Origin of the sequence: Maritalea myrionectae (genome assembly GCF_003433515.1) — a bacterium.
Taxonomy (GTDB): Bacteria; Pseudomonadota; Alphaproteobacteria; order Rhizobiales; family Devosiaceae; genus Maritalea; species Maritalea myrionectae.
Genome location: NZ_CP021330.1, coordinates 2,846,387 through 2,863,236 on the forward strand (window position 1 = coordinate 2,846,387; position 16,850 = coordinate 2,863,236).

The 16,850-nt window shown below is 52.5% G+C and carries 17 protein-coding genes and 1 tRNA gene; 10 read left to right on the forward strand and 8 right to left on the reverse strand.

Annotated elements, in window-relative coordinates; translation table 11 throughout:
* Positions 1-83: 83 nt before the first annotated feature.
* Entirely contained in the window at positions 84-1,376 is a 1,293-nt protein-coding gene (gene murA / locus MXMO3_RS14315; RefSeq protein WP_027833741.1) for a UDP-N-acetylglucosamine 1-carboxyvinyltransferase, read from the reverse strand.
* 107 nt (positions 1,377-1,483) lie between these two features.
* The gene (locus MXMO3_RS14320) at positions 1,484-1,666 is read right to left on the reverse strand and encodes a hypothetical protein (RefSeq protein ID WP_036220865.1); all 183 of its coding nucleotides are present in this window, start codon (positions 1,664-1,666) and stop codon (positions 1,484-1,486) included.
* 184 nt (positions 1,667-1,850) lie between these two features.
* Here MXMO3_RS14320 and MXMO3_RS14325 point away from each other — a divergent pair.
* The 4 genes from MXMO3_RS14325 (at position 1,851) to MXMO3_RS14340 (ending at position 5,579) form a co-directional block, all read left to right on the forward strand.
* A tRNA-Thr gene (locus MXMO3_RS14325) sits at positions 1,851-1,925 on the forward strand.
* 160 nt (positions 1,926-2,085) lie between these two features.
* On the forward strand, positions 2,086-2,781 hold the full coding sequence (gene ung, locus MXMO3_RS14330; RefSeq protein WP_117396308.1) for a uracil-DNA glycosylase: 696 nt from the start codon (positions 2,086-2,088) through the stop codon (positions 2,779-2,781).
* Between the two features lie 42 nt (positions 2,782-2,823).
* Positions 2,824-4,104: an NAD(P)/FAD-dependent oxidoreductase gene (locus MXMO3_RS14335; RefSeq protein WP_117396309.1), complete on the forward strand. Its 1,281-nt coding sequence runs from the start codon at positions 2,824-2,826 to the stop codon at positions 4,102-4,104.
* Between the two features lie 71 nt (positions 4,105-4,175).
* Positions 4,176-5,579 carry a serine hydrolase domain-containing protein gene (locus tag MXMO3_RS14340; protein ID WP_117396310.1) on the forward strand — a complete coding sequence of 468 codons (1,404 nt, stop codon included), beginning with the start codon at positions 4,176-4,178 and terminating at the stop codon, positions 5,577-5,579.
* 14 nt (positions 5,580-5,593) lie between these two features.
* On the opposite strand, the gene pcp is transcribed toward MXMO3_RS14340, so the two are convergent.
* The 3 genes from pcp to MXMO3_RS14355 form a co-directional block, all read right to left on the reverse strand.
* Positions 5,594-6,241, reverse strand: a complete 648-nt coding sequence (gene pcp / locus MXMO3_RS14345; protein WP_117396311.1) for a pyroglutamyl-peptidase I — start codon at positions 6,239-6,241, stop codon at positions 5,594-5,596.
* A gap of 11 nt (positions 6,242-6,252) precedes the next feature.
* Positions 6,253-7,707 carry an NAD-dependent succinate-semialdehyde dehydrogenase gene (locus MXMO3_RS14350; RefSeq protein WP_117396312.1) on the reverse strand — a complete coding sequence of 485 codons (1,455 nt, stop codon included), beginning with the start codon at positions 7,705-7,707 and terminating at the stop codon, positions 6,253-6,255.
* Between the two features lie 135 nt (positions 7,708-7,842).
* Positions 7,843-9,084: a Mur ligase family protein gene (locus MXMO3_RS14355; protein ID WP_162889288.1), complete on the reverse strand. Its 1,242-nt coding sequence runs from the start codon at positions 9,082-9,084 to the stop codon at positions 7,843-7,845.
* A gap of 134 nt (positions 9,085-9,218) precedes the next feature.
* Here MXMO3_RS14355 and MXMO3_RS14360 point away from each other — a divergent pair, with 134 nt between their 5' ends.
* The 4 genes from MXMO3_RS14360 to hemA all read left to right on the forward strand — a co-directional run bounded on the left by MXMO3_RS14360 (position 9,219) and on the right by hemA (position 12,075).
* Positions 9,219-9,683, forward strand: a complete 465-nt coding sequence (locus MXMO3_RS14360; protein ID WP_162889289.1) for a TspO/MBR family protein — start codon at positions 9,219-9,221, stop codon at positions 9,681-9,683.
* Between the two features lie 123 nt (positions 9,684-9,806).
* Positions 9,807-10,340, forward strand: a complete 534-nt coding sequence (locus MXMO3_RS14365; RefSeq protein WP_117396315.1) for a hypothetical protein — start codon at positions 9,807-9,809, stop codon at positions 10,338-10,340.
* Positions 10,341-10,348: 8 nt separating this feature from the next.
* Complete coding sequence (locus tag MXMO3_RS14370) at positions 10,349-10,570, forward strand: helix-turn-helix domain-containing protein (protein ID WP_027833751.1); 222 nt, start codon at positions 10,349-10,351, stop codon at positions 10,568-10,570.
* Positions 10,571-10,794: 224 nt separating this feature from the next.
* Entirely contained in the window at positions 10,795-12,075 is a 1,281-nt protein-coding gene (gene hemA, locus MXMO3_RS14375; RefSeq protein ID WP_036220873.1) for a 5-aminolevulinate synthase, read from the forward strand.
* A gap of 77 nt (positions 12,076-12,152) precedes the next feature.
* Here the strand turns inward: hemA and MXMO3_RS14380 are convergent, their stop codons facing one another.
* Entirely contained in the window at positions 12,153-12,554 is a 402-nt protein-coding gene (locus tag MXMO3_RS14380) for a winged helix-turn-helix transcriptional regulator (RefSeq protein WP_117396316.1), read from the reverse strand.
* Between the two features lie 149 nt (positions 12,555-12,703).
* Here MXMO3_RS14380 and MXMO3_RS14385 point away from each other — a divergent pair, with 149 nt between their 5' ends.
* Positions 12,704-13,591: an SDR family oxidoreductase gene (locus MXMO3_RS14385; protein WP_117396317.1), complete on the forward strand. Its 888-nt coding sequence runs from the start codon at positions 12,704-12,706 to the stop codon at positions 13,589-13,591.
* A gap of 67 nt (positions 13,592-13,658) precedes the next feature.
* On the opposite strand, the gene MXMO3_RS14390 is transcribed toward MXMO3_RS14385, so the two are convergent.
* Together MXMO3_RS14390 and MXMO3_RS14395 are read right to left on the reverse strand one after the other, a co-directional pair.
* Positions 13,659-14,081, reverse strand: coding sequence for an ACT domain-containing protein (locus MXMO3_RS14390; RefSeq protein WP_117396318.1), 423 nt, complete (start codon positions 14,079-14,081; stop codon positions 13,659-13,661).
* 166 nt (positions 14,082-14,247) lie between these two features.
* Positions 14,248-14,886: a response regulator transcription factor gene (locus MXMO3_RS14395; RefSeq protein ID WP_051213255.1), complete on the reverse strand. Its 639-nt coding sequence runs from the start codon at positions 14,884-14,886 to the stop codon at positions 14,248-14,250.
* A gap of 366 nt (positions 14,887-15,252) precedes the next feature.
* Here MXMO3_RS14395 and MXMO3_RS14400 point away from each other — a divergent pair, with 366 nt between their 5' ends.
* The gene (locus tag MXMO3_RS14400; RefSeq protein ID WP_117396319.1) at positions 15,253-16,848 is read left to right on the forward strand and encodes an ATP-binding response regulator; all 1,596 of its coding nucleotides are present in this window, start codon (positions 15,253-15,255) and stop codon (positions 16,846-16,848) included.
* Positions 16,849-16,850 lie beyond the last annotated feature (2 nt).

A 16,850-nucleotide genomic window follows, 5' to 3' on the forward strand; every position in this document is an offset into this window, starting at 1 on the left:
CATAACCTGTTGGCTCATACCTAATGTGTGTGGCCGCGGTTCACAATGGGCGGGCATTGATTTATTGCCTGCCCGCGTGCGCCTTAGCCCGACACACGCTCAATTTTTGCGCCACAACGGCTTAGCTTGTCTTCAAGCCGCTCAAAGCCACGATCCAGATGATAGATGCGATTAACAATGGTTTCGCCTTCTGCAGCCAATCCGGCGATCACCAGCGAAACGGATGCCCGCAAATCGGTGGCCATCACTTGCGCACCTTTTAGATGCTCAACACCGGTTACTTCTGCGGCCTGGCCATCAACATCGATATGTGCGCCTAAGCGTGCCAGTTCGCTGACATGCATAAACCGGTTTTCGAAAATGGTTTCGCGGATGGTGGTGGTGCCATCGGCACGGCTCATCAAGGCCATATATTGTGCCTGCAAGTCCGTGGGGAAGCCCGGATATTCCGACACATCAACATCAATGGATTTGATGCCGCTGCCATTTTTGACAATGCGGATACCGTCTTCTTCTTCAATTACTTGAGCGCCCGTTTCCTTCAACACATCCAGCGCTGCGCGCAAATGCTCTGCATTCGCGCCCTTTAGCAACACGTTGCCGCCCGTCATCGCGACGGCCATAGCATAAGTGCCCGTTTCGATGCGATCGGGGATCACATCAACTTCAGCGCCATGCAAAGTGTCGACGCCTTCAATGGTCAGTGTGCGTGTGCCCACGCCTTCAATCTTGGCGCCCATGGCAATCAGGCATTCGGCCAGATTTGTCACTTCGGGTTCCATCGCGGCATTTTCGATCACTGAGGTGCCCTCAGCCAAGGATGCCGCCATCATGATCACGTGGGTCGCCCCAACAGAGATGCGCGGCAACACAACTTTACCGCCTTTGAGGCGGCCGCCGGGCGCTTTTGCGTTCACATAGCCGCCGTCAATTTCGATTTCGGCGCCGAGTTGCTGCAAACCGTCAATATAAAAATCTACCGGGCGTGTGCCGATCGCACAGCCACCGGGCATCGAAACGCGCGCTTCACCCATCCGGGCCAAAAGCGGGCCGATCACCCAAAAGCTTGCCCGCATAGTAGAGACCAATTCGTAAGGTGCGCATGTATCCACAATGTCATGAGCGGTAAATGTGATGCGCTGCCCCTGCATTTCATCGTCGCCACGGCGACGCCCCTGCACGGCAATATCAACCCCATGATTTTCCAAAATACGCTCAAGCTGCTTCACATCGGCCAGACGCGGCACATTGTTGAGCACCAGCGGGTCTTTAGTGAGCAAAGATGCAATCATGAGCGGCAATGCGGCATTTTTCGCGCCAGAAATTGGCAGCTCACCATTAAGTTCATTGCCACCAACCAATCGAATGCGATCCATATTAATTCCTTTTAGACTGACCCGACAGGGGATCTCAGATTTGTTTTGACGCACCTTATGAACAAAAATGCGGCCAAAAGGTAGCATTTAAGCGCACACAATCGCACTTATTGCTTATTTTCCTTCATTTTTTCAAACACGCTTGGTTTGCCCTTAGGGCGCTCTGCCAAGCCTGTTGGCGCCTCAACCCGCGCTTTCGATTGGGTTTTGCGACGCCGCAAATTGGCCCGCAACTGGGCGGCCAAACGTTCTTTTTTCAGCTCGTCTTTGGTTTTTTGTTTCTCAGACATCATCACTTCAATCGTGCATTTTTTGGGTGAAAAACGGGCTCTTACCTATTTGACCTGTTTCTTGCACGTTTTTTATGTGTCCGTCCAGTTTTCCCCTTGCGTTGAACAAATCATTGTGGCAGTAACCACGGCGCTTGATGCGAAAACAATCGCATCAATTTTGATCGCCACAAAGATCATATATGCTGCCGTAGCTCAGGGGTAGAGCACTCCCTTGGTAAGGGAGAGGCCGAGAGTTCAATTCTCTCCGGCAGCACCATTTCTCTCAAATCACAGTCGCTTTTTATCTCATGGCGATCCGCGTTGCCCGAGGCTTGCATTGAATTGAACGATTCGGCTGTTCCAATTTTTGGCAACCGTCTTGCTGATGTCCGAAAAATCCGTACGCTACAGTCCAGTTGTGTTTTATCGGGGCGGCCATGTCAGAAATTCAATTAGAAGACAGCTGGAAACAGGCGCTGGCGGATGAGTTTTCCAGCACCTATATGCAACAGCTAAAGTCTTTTTTGCTGGAGCGAAAAGCCAATGGCGCGACCATTTTTCCAGCCGGGTCGAACTTTTTCCGGGCATTGGATTTAACGCCGTTAGAAGATGTCAAAGTCGTGATTTTGGGTCAGGACCCTTATCATGGACCGGGGCAAGCGCATGGGCTAAGCTTCAGCGTGCGTCCCGGCGTCCGCATTCCGCCTTCTCTGCTGAATATTTATAAAGAAATTGAACGTGACTTGGGCCTTCCGCGTCCGCAACATGGTTTTTTGGAAAATTGGGCAAAGCAAGGCGTCCTGCTGCTCAACAGCGTGCTGACTGTGGAGCAAGGGCAAGCCGGTGCGCATCAGGGCAAAGGGTGGGAGCGATTTACCGACGCGGTGATTGAAAAAATCAACGCACAGGGGAACCCCACCGTCTTTATGCTTTGGGGCAGCTATGCGCAGAAAAAGGCCAGTTTTATCAATCAAGACAGGCATTTGGTGCTCAAGGCCCCTCACCCATCACCCCTGTCGGCCCATCGCGGGTTTTTGGGCTGCGGTCATTTTTCAAAAGCAAATGCGTTCTTGTCGGCGCAGGGCCGCGATCCGATTGATTGGCGTCTTCCCGAACAGGTGGAAACCAGCTAGCATCACGGTCCAACCTAATCTTTGCGTTCTGGCGAGGTTCCTATGCCCTATATTGACAGTTATTATGCGGACAACCGCATCAGTATCGCTCCGTTTGCAGCGCTAACCGAGCATATTCAGGCCGATGTTTGTGTGGTTGGCGCCGGGCTGGCGGGTCTCACGGCGGCGCGGGAACTGGCGGCCGCTGGCAAATCGGTTTGCCTCTTGGAGGCGCACGATATTGGGTGGGGCGCATCTGGGCGCAATGGCGGCTTTGTGTCTGACGGGTATGCCGAAGGCATGGGGGCGCTTGAGAAAAAGCTGGGCCGCGATCACGCCAAAGCGCTCTTCGCTCTTTCGCAAGAAGGCACACAATATGTCAAAGACCGCATGGCGGGTTTCGCTATTCCTCAGCTGCCCATGGGCCGCAACTGGCTTTCGGTGGTGCGCCATGATGTGGGCGACGACATGTTGCGCCACGCGGCGCAGATGAACACAGAATATGGCGCCAATTATGAAGCGCGCAGCACCGAAGAGGTCCGGGCGTCACTTAAGTCCGACAGCTATTTTCAAGGGCTGGAAGATGGCAACGCCATCCATATACAGCCACTAAACTATGCGCTTGGCTTGGCTGATGATGCCCGTGCGCAAGGGGCGCAAATATTTGTTCAAAGCCCAGCGACAGATTTACAAAAGCTGCGCAATGGCTTTGAGCTCACCACTTCAAACGGATCACGCATTAATTGCGGCCAAGTGATTTTGTGTGGCTCTGCCTATATGCACCATCTTTACCCCCGTATCGAAGGCGCGGTTTTGCCCGTGGCGACTTATGTCGTCACCTCAGCAAAACGACCCGATTTACTGGAAAACGCGATCACCTATCGCGGCTGCATTTCTGATAATCGCCGCGCTGGCGACTATTATCGGCTGGTTGATGAAGGCCAGCGCCTGCTGTGGGGTGGGCGCATCACGACACAACGGTCTGAACCCAAAAAACTCGCAACTCTTCTTAAGAACGACATCGCGAAGATTTATCCACAATTGAGTGAACTTGAAATTGAATATGCATGGTCCGGCTTGATGGGATATTGCGTGCACAAAATGCCCGTGTTGCGCGAGCTGGAGCCGGGCCTGTGGACGGCCACAGCAACCGGCGGGCATGGCTTAAACACCACGGCAACCATCGGCAAAGTAGTGGCTGAAGCGGTTGCGGGTACGTCGGATCGTTATCAATTGTTCGCCCCTTTCAAAGCCCAGTGGGGCGGTGGTCTGCTGGGTCGGCTGGGCACGCAAATGAGCTATTGGGCGATGCAGGCACAAGACCGATGGGATGAACGGCGCTAGCTTTTTACTTGCTTGCATTTAACGCTAAAAACACATTCAATACGGCCAATTGGCATGCGAAGGGGAACCAAATGCAACGAGTTAAGTCAGCGATAAAATGGACCGTCTCGGCAGTTGTCTTGGTTCTGATTGGGGCCGTCGGATTCTTGCTGATTTCACCGCCAGATTTATTGCGCGTGGGCACCAATTACGCTGCCAAAATCGTCTGTTCCAACGTGTTTATAGCGGACCGTGATCCAAAATTGGTGCTGCGCGAAGATGTTCAAGCGCCCGGACATCCCTTATTGCGCTATGTGCAAATTGATGTGGATCGCGATCAACAGCAGGTGGAAGCGCGGCTGTTGGGCATATTTGCCACTGGCACCGCCGTATATCGTGAGGGGTTTGGCTGTGCTTCCCTGCCTTCAGGGGAGAGAAGCAATCTGGCCGATACAACGCTGAAGCGTCCCGCGTTTGATCAGTTTGATCCCAATGCCATATGGCCGTTGGGCGACAAAGTTATCCAAACGCAAAGTGATCGTTTGCAGGATCTGCTCGATAATTCTGCGCTCAGAGGGCCGAATATGCGCGCAATTGTTGTTGTGCATAAGGGCCGTATTATCGGCGAACGCTATGGTGATGGGTTTGACGCGAAAACCCCTTTGATTGGCTGGTCCATGACCAAAACGGTCAATGCCGCCCTGATCGGTGCGTTGCTGACGGAGGATTTCACGCTCAATCGAACCGACTTGCTCTCCAATTGGCATAATGACACCCGCGCAAATATCAGCCTGAAAATGCTGATGGGCATGGAAAGCGGGTTGGCTTGGAATGAAGATTATGGCGATGTGTCGGATGTGACGCGCATGCTTTATCTCACCGAAGATGCCGCAGCTTTCGCCGCGGAAAAACCGCTACAGGACGATATCGGCAACGCCAAGTTTGAATATTCTTCCGGCACAAGCGTTATTCTTTCGCGCATCTGGCAAAACCAGTTGGGCAAAAACTCCATTTTTTGGCCCGACCGGGCGCTGTTCGAACCTTTGGGTATGCGCAGTGCTGTGTTCGAAACAGATGCCAGCGGCACCTTTATGGGCTCCTCCTATCTCTATGCGACCGCGCAGGATTGGGCACGGTTCGGCTTGCTGCTTGCGTCTGGGGGCAAATGGTATGGCAACGATATTCTGCCAGAAACCTATTATGACTTTATGGTTTCACCTACGCCGAAGTCTGTGACGCCATGGGGCGAAAACGAGTATGGGCAGGGTCAAGTCTGGCTTAATGGACCACGCGGCCAAACGCCGGATCAGCTCGATCCGGATGCAAGCTTTGGCCTACCCGATGATATGATTTGGATGTCGGGCCACGATGGTCAATCGATCGCCATCAGCCAGGAAGCTGAGCTGGTTGTGGTGCGCATGGGGCTCACCCCTTCGCGTTGGGGCTATAAACCGCAACCCTTGGTCGCCGCTATTCTTGAGGCCTTGCCGGAATAGGCTTGCCAACCCTGCTAATGGGTATCGCCCGCATTGAGCTTGATGTCGTCGGCTTTATGAGAGGCGGCGCGCCAAATGGCGCGTCTTAGCGCCTCGGCCATTTGTGACAAGGGCAAATGCGGCACCTCGCCTGATGTTGGTGAAAGACATTCGGTCGCCTGCGGCACATGGACAAAACCCGCGCGTGTTTTGGGGTAGTTGCAGGCGCAAAGGTGCAGCACGCCATACATCAGGTGATTGCACACAAATGTCCCGGCGCTAAACGAGATGGCGCTGGGCACCTGTGTCTCCATCTCTTTCACCATCAGATTTATCGGCAGGGTGGAAAAATAGGCTGTGGGACCATCAGGAAATATCGTTTCGCCCACCGGTTGATGGCCCGCATTGTCGGGAATGCGAAAGTCATCAAAATTGATGGCAACTTTCTCCGGCGTTATTGCCGCGCGGCCCACGGCGACACCGAGGGCCACGACCATATCGGGAGCCTGTTGCTGCATCAACTCATCGAGCTTTTCTAGGGCTGCATAGCGTTCAACCGGCAAAATCGCGCTGACGATTTCCGCATCACCATCACGCGCGCCATTTAGCAGTTTTGCCAATTGTTCGGACGGATTTTGCTGTTCATTGCCGAATGGCTCAAATCCTGTCAGCAAAATCTTCATGTCGTCCAATCCTATTGCGCTAAACCGCCCATCAGCACGTATTTTAGCTCAAGATAATCATCCAAGCCATAGCGTGAACCTTCGCGGCCAAGGCCGGACTGTTTGATGCCGCCGAACGGGGCTTCAACTGCAGAGGTAACCCCCTCATTAACGCCAACAATGCCGCATTCGATGGCTTCGGCCACGCGCCAAACCCGGCCCAAATCATTTGAGAAGAAATATCCGGCCAAGCCAAATTCTGAATCATTGGCCAAAGCAATGGCGTCAGCCTCATCATCAAACTTGATCACTGGCGCCACGGGGCCAAAAATCTCCTCGCGCAGCACGCGCGCATCGCGGCTTACATCGCGCAAAATGGTTGGCTCATAGAAAAGCTCGCCCTTGTCGCTCCCCCGTCCGCCAATTGTGGCCGACGCACCTTTTTCCAGTGCATCACCAACCAATTCTTCAACTTTGGCCACCGCCTTCTTGTTGATCAGCGGCCCTAGCACCACATCATGATCAAATGCCCCGCCGACTTTTAGCTCGGCCACCTTTTCACTAAATTTCGTGACAAACTCATCATAGATGCCCGCTTGAACATAAAGGCGGTTGGCACACACACAGGTCTGTCCCGAATTGCGGTATTTTGAAGCCACGGCCCCTTCTACGGCCCGATCAATATCGGCATCATCGAACACGATAAAGGGAGCATTGCCACCCAGCTCAAGCGATAGTTTTTTGATCGTCTGTGCGCCATTGCGCATAATAATGCGTCCCACATCTGTGGAGCCGGTGAAAGAGACCTTTGCGACATCATTGTGGGTGGTCAGCACATCCCCCACCACTTGTGCGGTGCTGGTTGGCACAATATTGATCACCCCGTCTGGCACGCCCGCTTCTTTGGCCATTTGCGCCAATGCCAGCGCCGACAATGGCGTGTCTTCCGCCGGTTTGATCACAATGGGGCAGCCAGCGGCCAGCGCAGGCGCTGCCTTGCGCGCAATCATCGCGTTGGGAAAGTTCCACGGTGTGATCGCAGCAACCACCCCAACGGGTTGTTTCATCACTAAGATGCGTGCATCAGCTTTATGGCTTGGCACAATGTCGCCATAGGTGCGGCGGGCTTCTTCGGCGAACCATTCAATGTAGGCCGCGCCGTAGCGGATTTCCCCCAGCGCTTCAGCGAAAGGCTTGCCCTGCTCGGTTGAAAGCAATGCCGCCAGCTCTTCATCATGGGTCATGACAATGTCGAACCAATTGCGCATGATCTGGCAGCGTTCTTTAGCTGTTTTGTTGGCCCATGGCCGAAATGCAGCCTTGGCTGCAGCGACCGCGCTTTGCGCGTCGTCAGCATTGCAATCCGCAATATTTGCGACGATGTCGCCAGTGGCTGGATTGGTTACGGCAAAAGTGTTGCCCGATTTTGCGTCGACCCATTCGCCATTGATAAATGCTTTTTTATTCAGAACCTGTTCGAACGACATTCTATCCCCTACCTACCAAGCCATACTCGTTTGCACGATTTTGGCATCAGGCTAGCCTGTCGATAGGGACATGTCATTAATCAAATAAACGAATTACATGATGATTTTGAATGTCTTGGTCACAAATTTTGATGATTAGTTTTTAGGCCGAAGGCTGGGACATTCGGAACATCCTGTTACCAATTGGCACGGCATGATCTTGCAATCGATTGGTGCCTGCGTCATCTCGTAAAGCCGCCATAATTTGGAGCGGCGACCGGACTTTACAACAATCAAAGCATCATTTTGAGCGCTAATCAGCTTGTGGACTTCATGAATATCGTTGCTTGCGACAATTTCGCAATCGCCCAGCGTACCCTTGAGCTTGTCTGCCGCCCTGAACGCGCCATCGACACCGATGATCATTTGGCAATGTGGGGCGATTTCTCGCATAATCTGACGGTAAGCGCGCGACCCGGTGTTGCCTGTGTCAGAGATTTGCCCGAGGACAACGACCAATTTGCCGTTCTTCATTTCGCTGAGGTCGGCGGCAAACAGTTTGGTTGCCCAGTATGGTGCCTTAAACGCATCCATCAACAAATGTTGGCCGGATGCGGTTTTATGAATGCTCATATGGTTTTTCATTGGCTCGATATCCGCCAATGCTGCAATTGCGGGCTCAAGCGGCAGCCCTTTTGCATGGATCGCCGCCAGCGCCGCGAGGATGCTGGTCAGCAGCACAGTGCCGACAAATCTTGTTTTCACCGGATAGGATTTGCCTTCAACATAAAGGGTGAAACAAAGGCGCGATTTCCAATCAGCAGAGACGATTTCAGCACGCACGGCGGCATCAGCCGCACGGCCATAGCTTATAAGACCAATATTGCGCTTATTTTCTGCGGCTAGGCGGGCCAGGTGTGGATCGTCAATGTTCAGACACGCGACACCCTCAGGCTTTAACGCGTCGAGCAGCTTGGATTTCTCCGCCAAAATCGCGTCTTCGGACTTAAAGGCGGATATATGGTCGCCGCCAATGGTGGTTAGCACGGCAATATCGAGCGGCACATCGGCCACCAGATAATCGAGGTAGCCCGGCTCACCGCCGGAGATTTCCTGCACCACAATCTGGCGGTTTCTGTTTAGCTTTCGCAAAGAACGATAAACCCAACGCTTGGAATTGTTGCCCAGTCCCGCATACACGGGTTCGGCATAGCCTTTTGCCAACATCTCAGACAAAAGCTTGGTGGCGGTGGATTTGCCACAACTGCCCGTTATGCCGACAATGTAGGGGTTTAACTCTTCTATCTTTTTCTTGGCTTTGCGGCGCTCTATGCCCCCAATGACCTTGTAATAGTAAGGTTCCAGCCGCTCTGCCCACGCCAGATTTAAAGTTTTCAAAGCTTTGTTCATAGGGGAGCTTGGTTCCGCAATTGAAAATGTTATCGTCTAATCTGAGGCGAGATGTTTGGCAGCAGGCATTTCTGATCCGATTTAGGATCGCACCCGTTACTTTACAGAATACGGAGTTTAAAATGGCAAGAAAAATACTTATTTGGGCAATTTTTTACGCGGCGACAATTGTTGCGGCAAGCAGCGCGGTTTTGTGGGAAATTCAATCCTATTATTTCGCGCTTGAACAGCCGTTTTACGCGCCGCCCGCTTGGTTGTTCGGGCCGGTCTGGACCATTCTCTACATTTTTATTGCAACGATCGGCTATCGTATTGTGATGGCGCCGCAAAGTGACGTTAAGCCGATATTGATCGCACTTTGGACGTTGCAGTTTGCTTTGAACACCATTTGGACACCGAGCTTTTTCGGGGCCCAAAATCTTGGCGTCGCCCTGATCTATATTGCCGCGCTCGACGTAACCGTGCTGATCACCATGGTGCTGTTATGGTCACGTGACCGGATCAGCTTTTGGCTGGCCGCGCCCTATATGGCGTGGATCGGTTTTGCCACGGCGTTGAACGCGGGCTTTCTCATCCTGAACGGATAAATCTCCTCCCTCCTCACCTCCGGCTCATCTTGATACAAGGTGGGCCATTTTTTTGCACTATCTGAATTATTGACTTTCAAAATTTAAAGTAATACTTGGTTTTATAATAATGAGGAGAGCAAAATGTCACCGCGCGCAATTTCCAGTTTGGCCAAAGCCCTTTCAATCTTCCTCTCGATTGCGTCCATCTTGATCCCCGTTATGTTTTTTGCATTTGTCGTGTTTGCCAATTCATTGGAGCTTTCGCTGCTCGGCAACGCCACAATCAATTTACAAGCGGACGACTTCACGCCCACTATGCGCGCCATTCTGGGCCTATTTGCGCTTGGCTATCTCACCCCATTGTTGGTTGGTTTTGCCGGACTGCGGCAAACATTTGATGAAGCGGCGGCGGGCCGTTGGTTATCCGCGATGTCTGTCGCCGGTTTTCAGCGCTTCGCGTGGGCCAATTTGGCCCTGCTGGTTTATGAGATTTTTGGCGGCGCATTTTTGGTCACCTATGTGCGCTTGCAGCAGGTGCCGAAACAGATCTCCTTTATGTTTGGGTTGACCACAGAGTTTTTCACCGCTTTGTTTATCGCCTTGGCGATTCTGGTTGTGGCGCACATTTTTGCCGCCGGCAGAAATGCTTATGAGGAGAACCAAACATTTGTTTAGGCTGATTTATGCCCATTGTTGTTAATCTTGATGTGATGCTGGCCAAGCGCAAAATGCGGCTGAAAACGCTGTCAGAGCGCGTGTCGCTGACCGAGCAGAATCTATCAATGATCAAAACCGGCAAAGCCAAGGGTATGCGCTTCGAAACATTGGCAAAAATTTGTGATGTTTTGGACTGCCAACCCGGTGATCTTCTCGAATATGTGCCCGACGAAGAAGCCGACGCATAGCTGTTTTCACATGGTTGTGATGGAAAAGCGCCCGGAAATTCTAGGTATTTAACCAAATTCAATTGCAATCATTAACGGGTTCGCGTTATTGCATATATTGGTCGCGAAAAAAGTCTCATCAATTGACCTGCGTCATGTTGCCGGATCGCATGCATGATAATTTGCGACTAAGTTGGCCTTGTGGTTAATGGCCGACACGGGCATGAAATATAGGGGACGAGTTGATGGATTATCGCGGACTTTTTGAAGACGCCATCGACACACTACGTCGCGAAAAGCGCTATCGTGTATTTGCTGATCTGGAGCGGGTTGCCGGAAAGTTTCCGCGTGCCGTGTTCCGTGACGCGGCAGACAATGCCCGCGAAATCACCATTTGGTGCTCAAATGATTATTTGGGCATGGGCCAAAATGACAAAGTGATTACCGCCATGCAGGAAACTGCTGGCAAGCTGGGCGCTGGCGCTGGCGGCACCCGCAATATTTCTGGCACCAACCGGCCTTTGGTTGAGCTTGAGCGTTCGCTCGCTGACCTGCACAAAAAAGAGGCCTCTTTGGTGTTCACTTCTGGCTTTGTGTCCAACGAAGCCGCGATTTCAACCATAGCCCGGTTGATCCCGAATTGCCTGGTACTGTCAGACCAGTTGAACCATGCTTCCATGATCGCGGGCGTGCGCCAGTCTGGGGTTGAAAAGAAAATTTTCCGCCATAATGACATGGCGCATTTGCGCGAATTGCTTGAAGCTGCTGGCAAAGACCGTCCGAAATTGATCGTTTTCGAATCAGTTTATTCCATGGATGGCGATGTGGCGCCGATCAAAGAGATCGCTGATCTGGCCGAAGAATTTAATGCCCTCACCTATATTGATGAAGTGCATGCGGTTGGCATGTATGGGCCACGCGGCGCAGGCATTTGCGAACGCGAAGGCTTGATGGATCGCATCGACATTATTGAAGGCACCATGGCCAAGGCGTTTGGCGTGATGGGCGGCTATATCACGGCCAGCCAGCCAATCGTTGATGCTGTGCGCTCTTATGCGTCCGAATTTATCTTTACCACGGCTTTGCCCCCTGCTCTTTGTGCCGCAGCGCGCGCCTCTATTGATCATTTGAAGCAATCAAGTGCTGAGCGTGAAGGCCAACAACGGCAAGCGCAGCGCACCAAAGAGATTTTGGGCGCAGCCGGCCTACCAGTTATGCCAACTGAAACGCACATCGTGCCGATCATTGTTGGCGAAGCGCGGGGCTGTAAAGCGGCCAGCGACATGCTGTTGGAAAAGCATAATATTTACATTCAGCCGATCAATTACCCCACTGTGCCGAAAGACACAGAGCGGCTGCGGATCACGCCGACCCCATTGCACAATGATGAGATGATCTTTGAACTACGCGACGCCTTGTTGCAGGTTTGGGATCAATTGGGTCTGCCGAAAAATATCGACACCTCCCAACTGACCGCTCAAGCGCTTAATTCAGGTGATTTGGTGCTGCCAACGATTGGTGGCTAATATTTTGGCATGAGTTGCCAACTACGCGTATTTCGGCCAGCCCGGCAGATTGTGGGGCTGGCCGAATTGTTTTTGCCTCACCCGTTAGCATCAGCGTCATAGGCATCGCGTGCGGCGCGCACATCACTGAAGTTAGAGGTCGCCCAATCCACCAGCTCTTTGAGCGGGACCAGCATGGATTGCCCAAGCGAGGTCAGGCCATATTCCACACTCGGCGGCTTGGTTGGGTGAACCGTGCGATATACATACCCGTCGCGTTCAAGGTCGCGTAGCGTTTGGGTCAACATCCGCTGAGAAATATCAGGAACCAGGCGACGTAACTCACCAAAGCGATAGGGCCGTTCGCCAAGCGCTTGCAGCAATAACGTACTCCACTTGCTGAAAATTCCTTGCATCACCTGCCGCACAGGGCAGTTTTCCAACGATTGGCCTTCTGGCAATCCCTGCAATTGGCGGGCAAAATTATTGTTTGCTTCCATAGGTGGTTCCCTTTTCGTAACCATCGGCAGAAAAACTGCCTACTTTTCTTCTGCGCACAAAAGATTATCTTGCACCAACTCTCAAAACGAGAGCAACCCACTTTATGAGACATAATACTCATATTGCATCAGGAATAAAAGGATATCATATGAGCAAGATCCTCATTACCGGCGCGTCAGGACAACTTGGTGGCCTCGTAATCAAGCACTTATTGGAAACTGAGAATATTGCCGCCGGCGACATCGTGGCGGGCAGTCGCGATCCATCAAAATTGTCCGATCTGGCCGAATTAGGGATTGAGACGCGCGCCATTGACTTTGATCAGTCCGAAACATTAGACGCAGGCTTTGCCGACATTGATCGGCTTCTCATCATCTCCACCGATGTGTTGGATGTGCCTGGCAAGCGCCTCGTCCAGCATAAAGCGGCCATTTCGGCGGCCATCGCAGCAAATGTTTCGCGCATTTTTTATACCTCAATGCCCCGTCCTGACGGCAGCGCCATCAGCTTTGCACCAGATCATGCAGGCAGCGAGCAAGCGATCCGTGAAAGCGGCCTCGCCTATACGATTTTGCGTGACAGTTGGTACATGGAAAACCTGTTTATGACCCTTCCGCAGGCCATTGCTTCGGGCCAATGGTTCACCTCTGCAGCAGAAGGGGCAACGGCCTACATCGCGCGAGAGGATTGCGCGCGCGGCATCGCTGCAGCTTTGGTGAAGCAGGATGACGATAATGCGCTTTATACGCTTACGGGCAGCAAGGCCTACAGCAATCCTGAAATTGCATCGCTGGCGAGCGCCGCCACTGGCAAACCAATTGACATCATTGCTCTCGACGACGAGTCGTTGGCAAAGGGATTGACACAGGCGGGCGTTCCCGAAGGGCTTATTCCATTTTTGATTTCCGTGGAGAAAGCCACACGGGCGGGACATCTCGCAGATGTCACGTCAGATTTTGAGCAATTGACCGGGCGCCAACCTGTCGCGTTTGAAGACTTCATCAATGATAACGCAACAGCCCTGCGCGGCGCTTAAGCTTTGCGTGTGGGCGGAGCTTTCCGCCCACACATCTTCACCGCTCCGCCACTATGGCGCTCATGGGTTAGCTCGTAGTGCTGCCATCGCCTTGGCTTAGCGCATTGAGCACCGATAGGGTCTGTGCCGTTTTCTCAACCGGCACAAACAAATGGTCATGGTAAAAAGCCGAGACCACATTTGAGCTGATGCCGTTCAGCGTCAACGCGGTGGAAATGGCGTCTAGAAAACCCACTGCCTCCAATGAAGAGTGCACCTGCAAGGTAATGCGCTGGCAGCGAAACGATACATCGTGGTCTGTGCTGTCTTCTTCCTTGACGATATAGGTTGTGCCTTCGTCCTCTTCAAAGCGCATCAGCGCCTTTTGGTCGAGGTCTCTATCAGGTGATTTCAGACTCAAAAACACCCAAATCTGCTCATCCAGTTGCGGCGTCATATTCGCCAGCAATCTGTTCAAGTCGAGTTCGCCTAGTGATTGTTTTTCGGACATTTTCCCTCCGCGCATCAGCGCAATGTTCAGGTCGTCCTGATTTTTGATGCCTTAATCATGGGTCGTCCCACCTGCCGAACCTAAAATCCGCTGCGGCAAAGCGCAAGAAAAAAGGCGGCCCAAACAAGGACCGCCAGTTTTGCTCAGTTGAAGGGGAAGTTCGAATTCAACTGGTCAAGACGATGCGCACCAGATCGGCGGTGTTGCGAGCACCCAGCTTTTCCATCACGCGGGCACGGTGCACTTCGATCGTGCGGGGGGAAATACCCAACTCGCGCCCTGCTTCTTTGTTGGATTGCCCATTGGTGATGAGTTGCAGTACTTCGCGTTCTCGAGGGGTGAGTTGGCTAAACCCACGCACCTCAACGGGACGGTGAGAACCGGATTGAACGGCGCCGATGTGCACATTACGCTGCAGGGCCTGGCGCACGGAACGCACCAAATGCTCTGTGTCGATGGGCTTGGTGATCACATCAGCGGCCCCAACCTTCATCGCATCAACCGCGCCGCCCACATTTTGCGACTCTGAAAGCATAAAGATGGGCGCTCCTGTGCGCATATTTTTAAATCGCGCCACTGTGGGCAAGGCATCTTCATCGCCCACATGCATATTGATGATAACTACATCGGGTATTTTGCGCTCAATCGACCCTAAAAACTCCGCGATGCTGGTTGAGAAGCTGGTTTGAAACCCTTCAAGGCGAAATAAAACGCCCAGCGCTTCACACGTGGCATGATCCGCATCTACGATTTTGACGAGCAAGTCACGGTTCAGGGCGTTGTGATAATAAATACCCGAGGTCATTGCGCTTGACCTATAGGAAAAAATACTTGTTTGGGTGGAGTTAGGATGGGCACGTTCATGTGGCACTCCAATTTCAATTTAAGTATAAATTCAATGCTTTAAAATATGGAACATCGACATATGCGTAATTATGCTGCCCTAAAATGGCTTGACCAGTTTGGCTAACTACCTAGGTATTTATTCATAGGTAGTTTTACGAATATGCCTTCTGTTCCTGCTAATAGGTTTATTTTCCTATTCATCTAGCACAACCATTGGTTGTGTGCAAGTGCCCTTTAGACCTTTGAATAAGTCCCTAATTTGGTTGAGGCTTTGCCCCGGTGTTTGATTTGGCTATAGATTGAAAGAGCATTTATTGGAGTGGGTATGTCAGATCGCGAGAATCACCAATGTGATGAAACAGCATTGCGCTTGGCGGTGGAGCATTTGGGCCAAGGCATCGCTGTTTTTAACCAGGATCGCTGCATTGACGTCTCCAATGATCAATTTCAAACCATCTTGGATTTACCACCCGCCCTGTGTGAAGCTGGCACGGCGCTGGCGGATATAGTACGGCATTTGGCAGCCCGGGGTGACTTTGGCGAAGGCGACATAGATACGCTTACCCAAAGCCGTCTCGATGAAATTGAGCAGAACACATCCGGATTGCTGGAGCGTTCAGGGCCAAATGGCCAGTTTTTGGAGGTCCGCACCAATCGCTTGCCCAATGATGGTCTGGTGATCAGCTATAATGACATTTCGGCGCGGGTTTCCGCCGAGCGGGCGCTGGCGCAGGTCAACCAATCTTTGGAAAAGCGCGTGCAGGAACGCACCAAAGCGCTCACCCATTTGAACAATGAGCTGGAACGGGCGCGCGCAAAAGCAGATGCGGCCAATTTGGACAAAACGCGTTTTCTGGCAGCCGCCAGCCACGATTTGTTGCAGCCGCTCAATGCGGCGCGGCTATACACCTCGACCATGGTTGAGCGCGCGCACGGCACCGACTTGGCCCGACTCGCGGCCAATGTTGATGATTCATTGGTGGCGGTGGAGGACATCATGTCCGCCTTGCTTGATATTTCACGCGTGGATAGCGGCGCGATCAAACCTGCAATTTCCATATTTTCGCTTCGCGAGTTGCTCAAGAAAGTGAAGGTTGAATTTGAACCGGCTGCCGCGGCAAAAAACATCAAACTGCGCTTGGTGGGCGCCGACGCGTCGGTCAGTACCGACCGGCGCATGGTCGCCCGCGTTCTACAGAATTTGGTGTCAAACGCGATCAAATACACCCCCGAAGGTGGCGCTGTGCTGGTGGGATGTCGCAAGCGCGGCAATCGCATCCGATTGGACGTGATCGACAATGGCATCGGCATCGATAAAGACCAGCACTCGCTTATTTTTACTGAGTTTTCTCGGCTCGAGCCGGGCGCGCGCATTGCCCAAGGGTTGGGGCTGGGCTTGTCGATTGTGCAACGCTTTGGCCAAGCCCTAAAACTGGATGTTGAGGTCGACAGTGTGCCCGGGCGCGGATCGCGTTTTTCGATCTATTTGCCGCCCTCGGCTGAAGCTCTTCCGGCTTCGTCGCCAAGCAATGCGGCAGCGCAACCGGCCAGTTCCCTGGTGGGCAAGCAGGTTCTTTGTGTTGACAATGAACAAGACATTTTGAACGCCATGCAAGACCTGTTGAAGGGCTGGGGCTGTGATGTGCGCGTTGCGCGATCGCTGAAAGAGATCTCACAAAATGATATTCTGGAGGGCTGGGTTCCTGAGATTGTTTTGATGGATTATCACCTTGATCAATCCTCGGGCCTCGATGCTATTCAATGGTTGCGCCAGAATGTGGGCGGGCATTTGCCTGCCGTGCTGATCACCGCAGACCGAAGCACGCAAGTGCAAACATTGGCCGAAGAACGCAATGTTTCACTGTTGCCCAAGCCCCTCAAACCCGCGGCCTTGCGGGCGTTGATGTCGCGCCTGACTTAGAA

Excerpts from the sequence above, each read along its gene's own strand:
- murA (WP_027833741.1), bottom strand. The coding sequence starts at position 1,376 with ATGGATCGCATTCGATTGGTTGGTGGCAATGAACTTAATGGTGAGCTG.
- MXMO3_RS14320 (WP_036220865.1), bottom strand. The coding sequence starts at position 1,666 with ATGTCTGAGAAACAAAAAACCAAAGACGAGCTGAAAAAAGAACGTTTG.
- ung (WP_117396308.1), top strand. The coding sequence starts at position 2,086 with ATGTCAGAAATTCAATTAGAAGACAGCTGGAAACAGGCGCTGGCGGAT.
- MXMO3_RS14335 (WP_117396309.1), top strand. The coding sequence starts at position 2,824 with ATGCCCTATATTGACAGTTATTATGCGGACAACCGCATCAGTATCGCT.
- MXMO3_RS14340 (WP_117396310.1), top strand. The coding sequence starts at position 4,176 with ATGCAACGAGTTAAGTCAGCGATAAAATGGACCGTCTCGGCAGTTGTC.
- pcp (WP_117396311.1), bottom strand. The coding sequence starts at position 6,241 with ATGAAGATTTTGCTGACAGGATTTGAGCCATTCGGCAATGAACAGCAA.
- MXMO3_RS14350 (WP_117396312.1), bottom strand. The coding sequence starts at position 7,707 with ATGTCGTTCGAACAGGTTCTGAATAAAAAAGCATTTATCAATGGCGAA.
- MXMO3_RS14360 (WP_162889289.1), top strand. The coding sequence starts at position 9,219 with ATGGCAAGAAAAATACTTATTTGGGCAATTTTTTACGCGGCGACAATT.
- MXMO3_RS14365 (WP_117396315.1), top strand. The coding sequence starts at position 9,807 with ATGTCACCGCGCGCAATTTCCAGTTTGGCCAAAGCCCTTTCAATCTTC.
- MXMO3_RS14370 (WP_027833751.1), top strand. The coding sequence starts at position 10,349 with ATGCCCATTGTTGTTAATCTTGATGTGATGCTGGCCAAGCGCAAAATG.
- hemA (WP_036220873.1), top strand. The coding sequence starts at position 10,795 with ATGGATTATCGCGGACTTTTTGAAGACGCCATCGACACACTACGTCGC.
- MXMO3_RS14380 (WP_117396316.1), bottom strand. The coding sequence starts at position 12,554 with ATGGAAGCAAACAATAATTTTGCCCGCCAATTGCAGGGATTGCCAGAA.
- MXMO3_RS14385 (WP_117396317.1), top strand. The coding sequence starts at position 12,704 with ATGAGCAAGATCCTCATTACCGGCGCGTCAGGACAACTTGGTGGCCTC.
- MXMO3_RS14390 (WP_117396318.1), bottom strand. The coding sequence starts at position 14,081 with ATGTCCGAAAAACAATCACTAGGCGAACTCGACTTGAACAGATTGCTG.
- MXMO3_RS14395 (WP_051213255.1), bottom strand. The coding sequence starts at position 14,886 with ATGACCTCGGGTATTTATTATCACAACGCCCTGAACCGTGACTTGCTC.
- MXMO3_RS14400 (WP_117396319.1), top strand. The coding sequence starts at position 15,253 with ATGTCAGATCGCGAGAATCACCAATGTGATGAAACAGCATTGCGCTTG.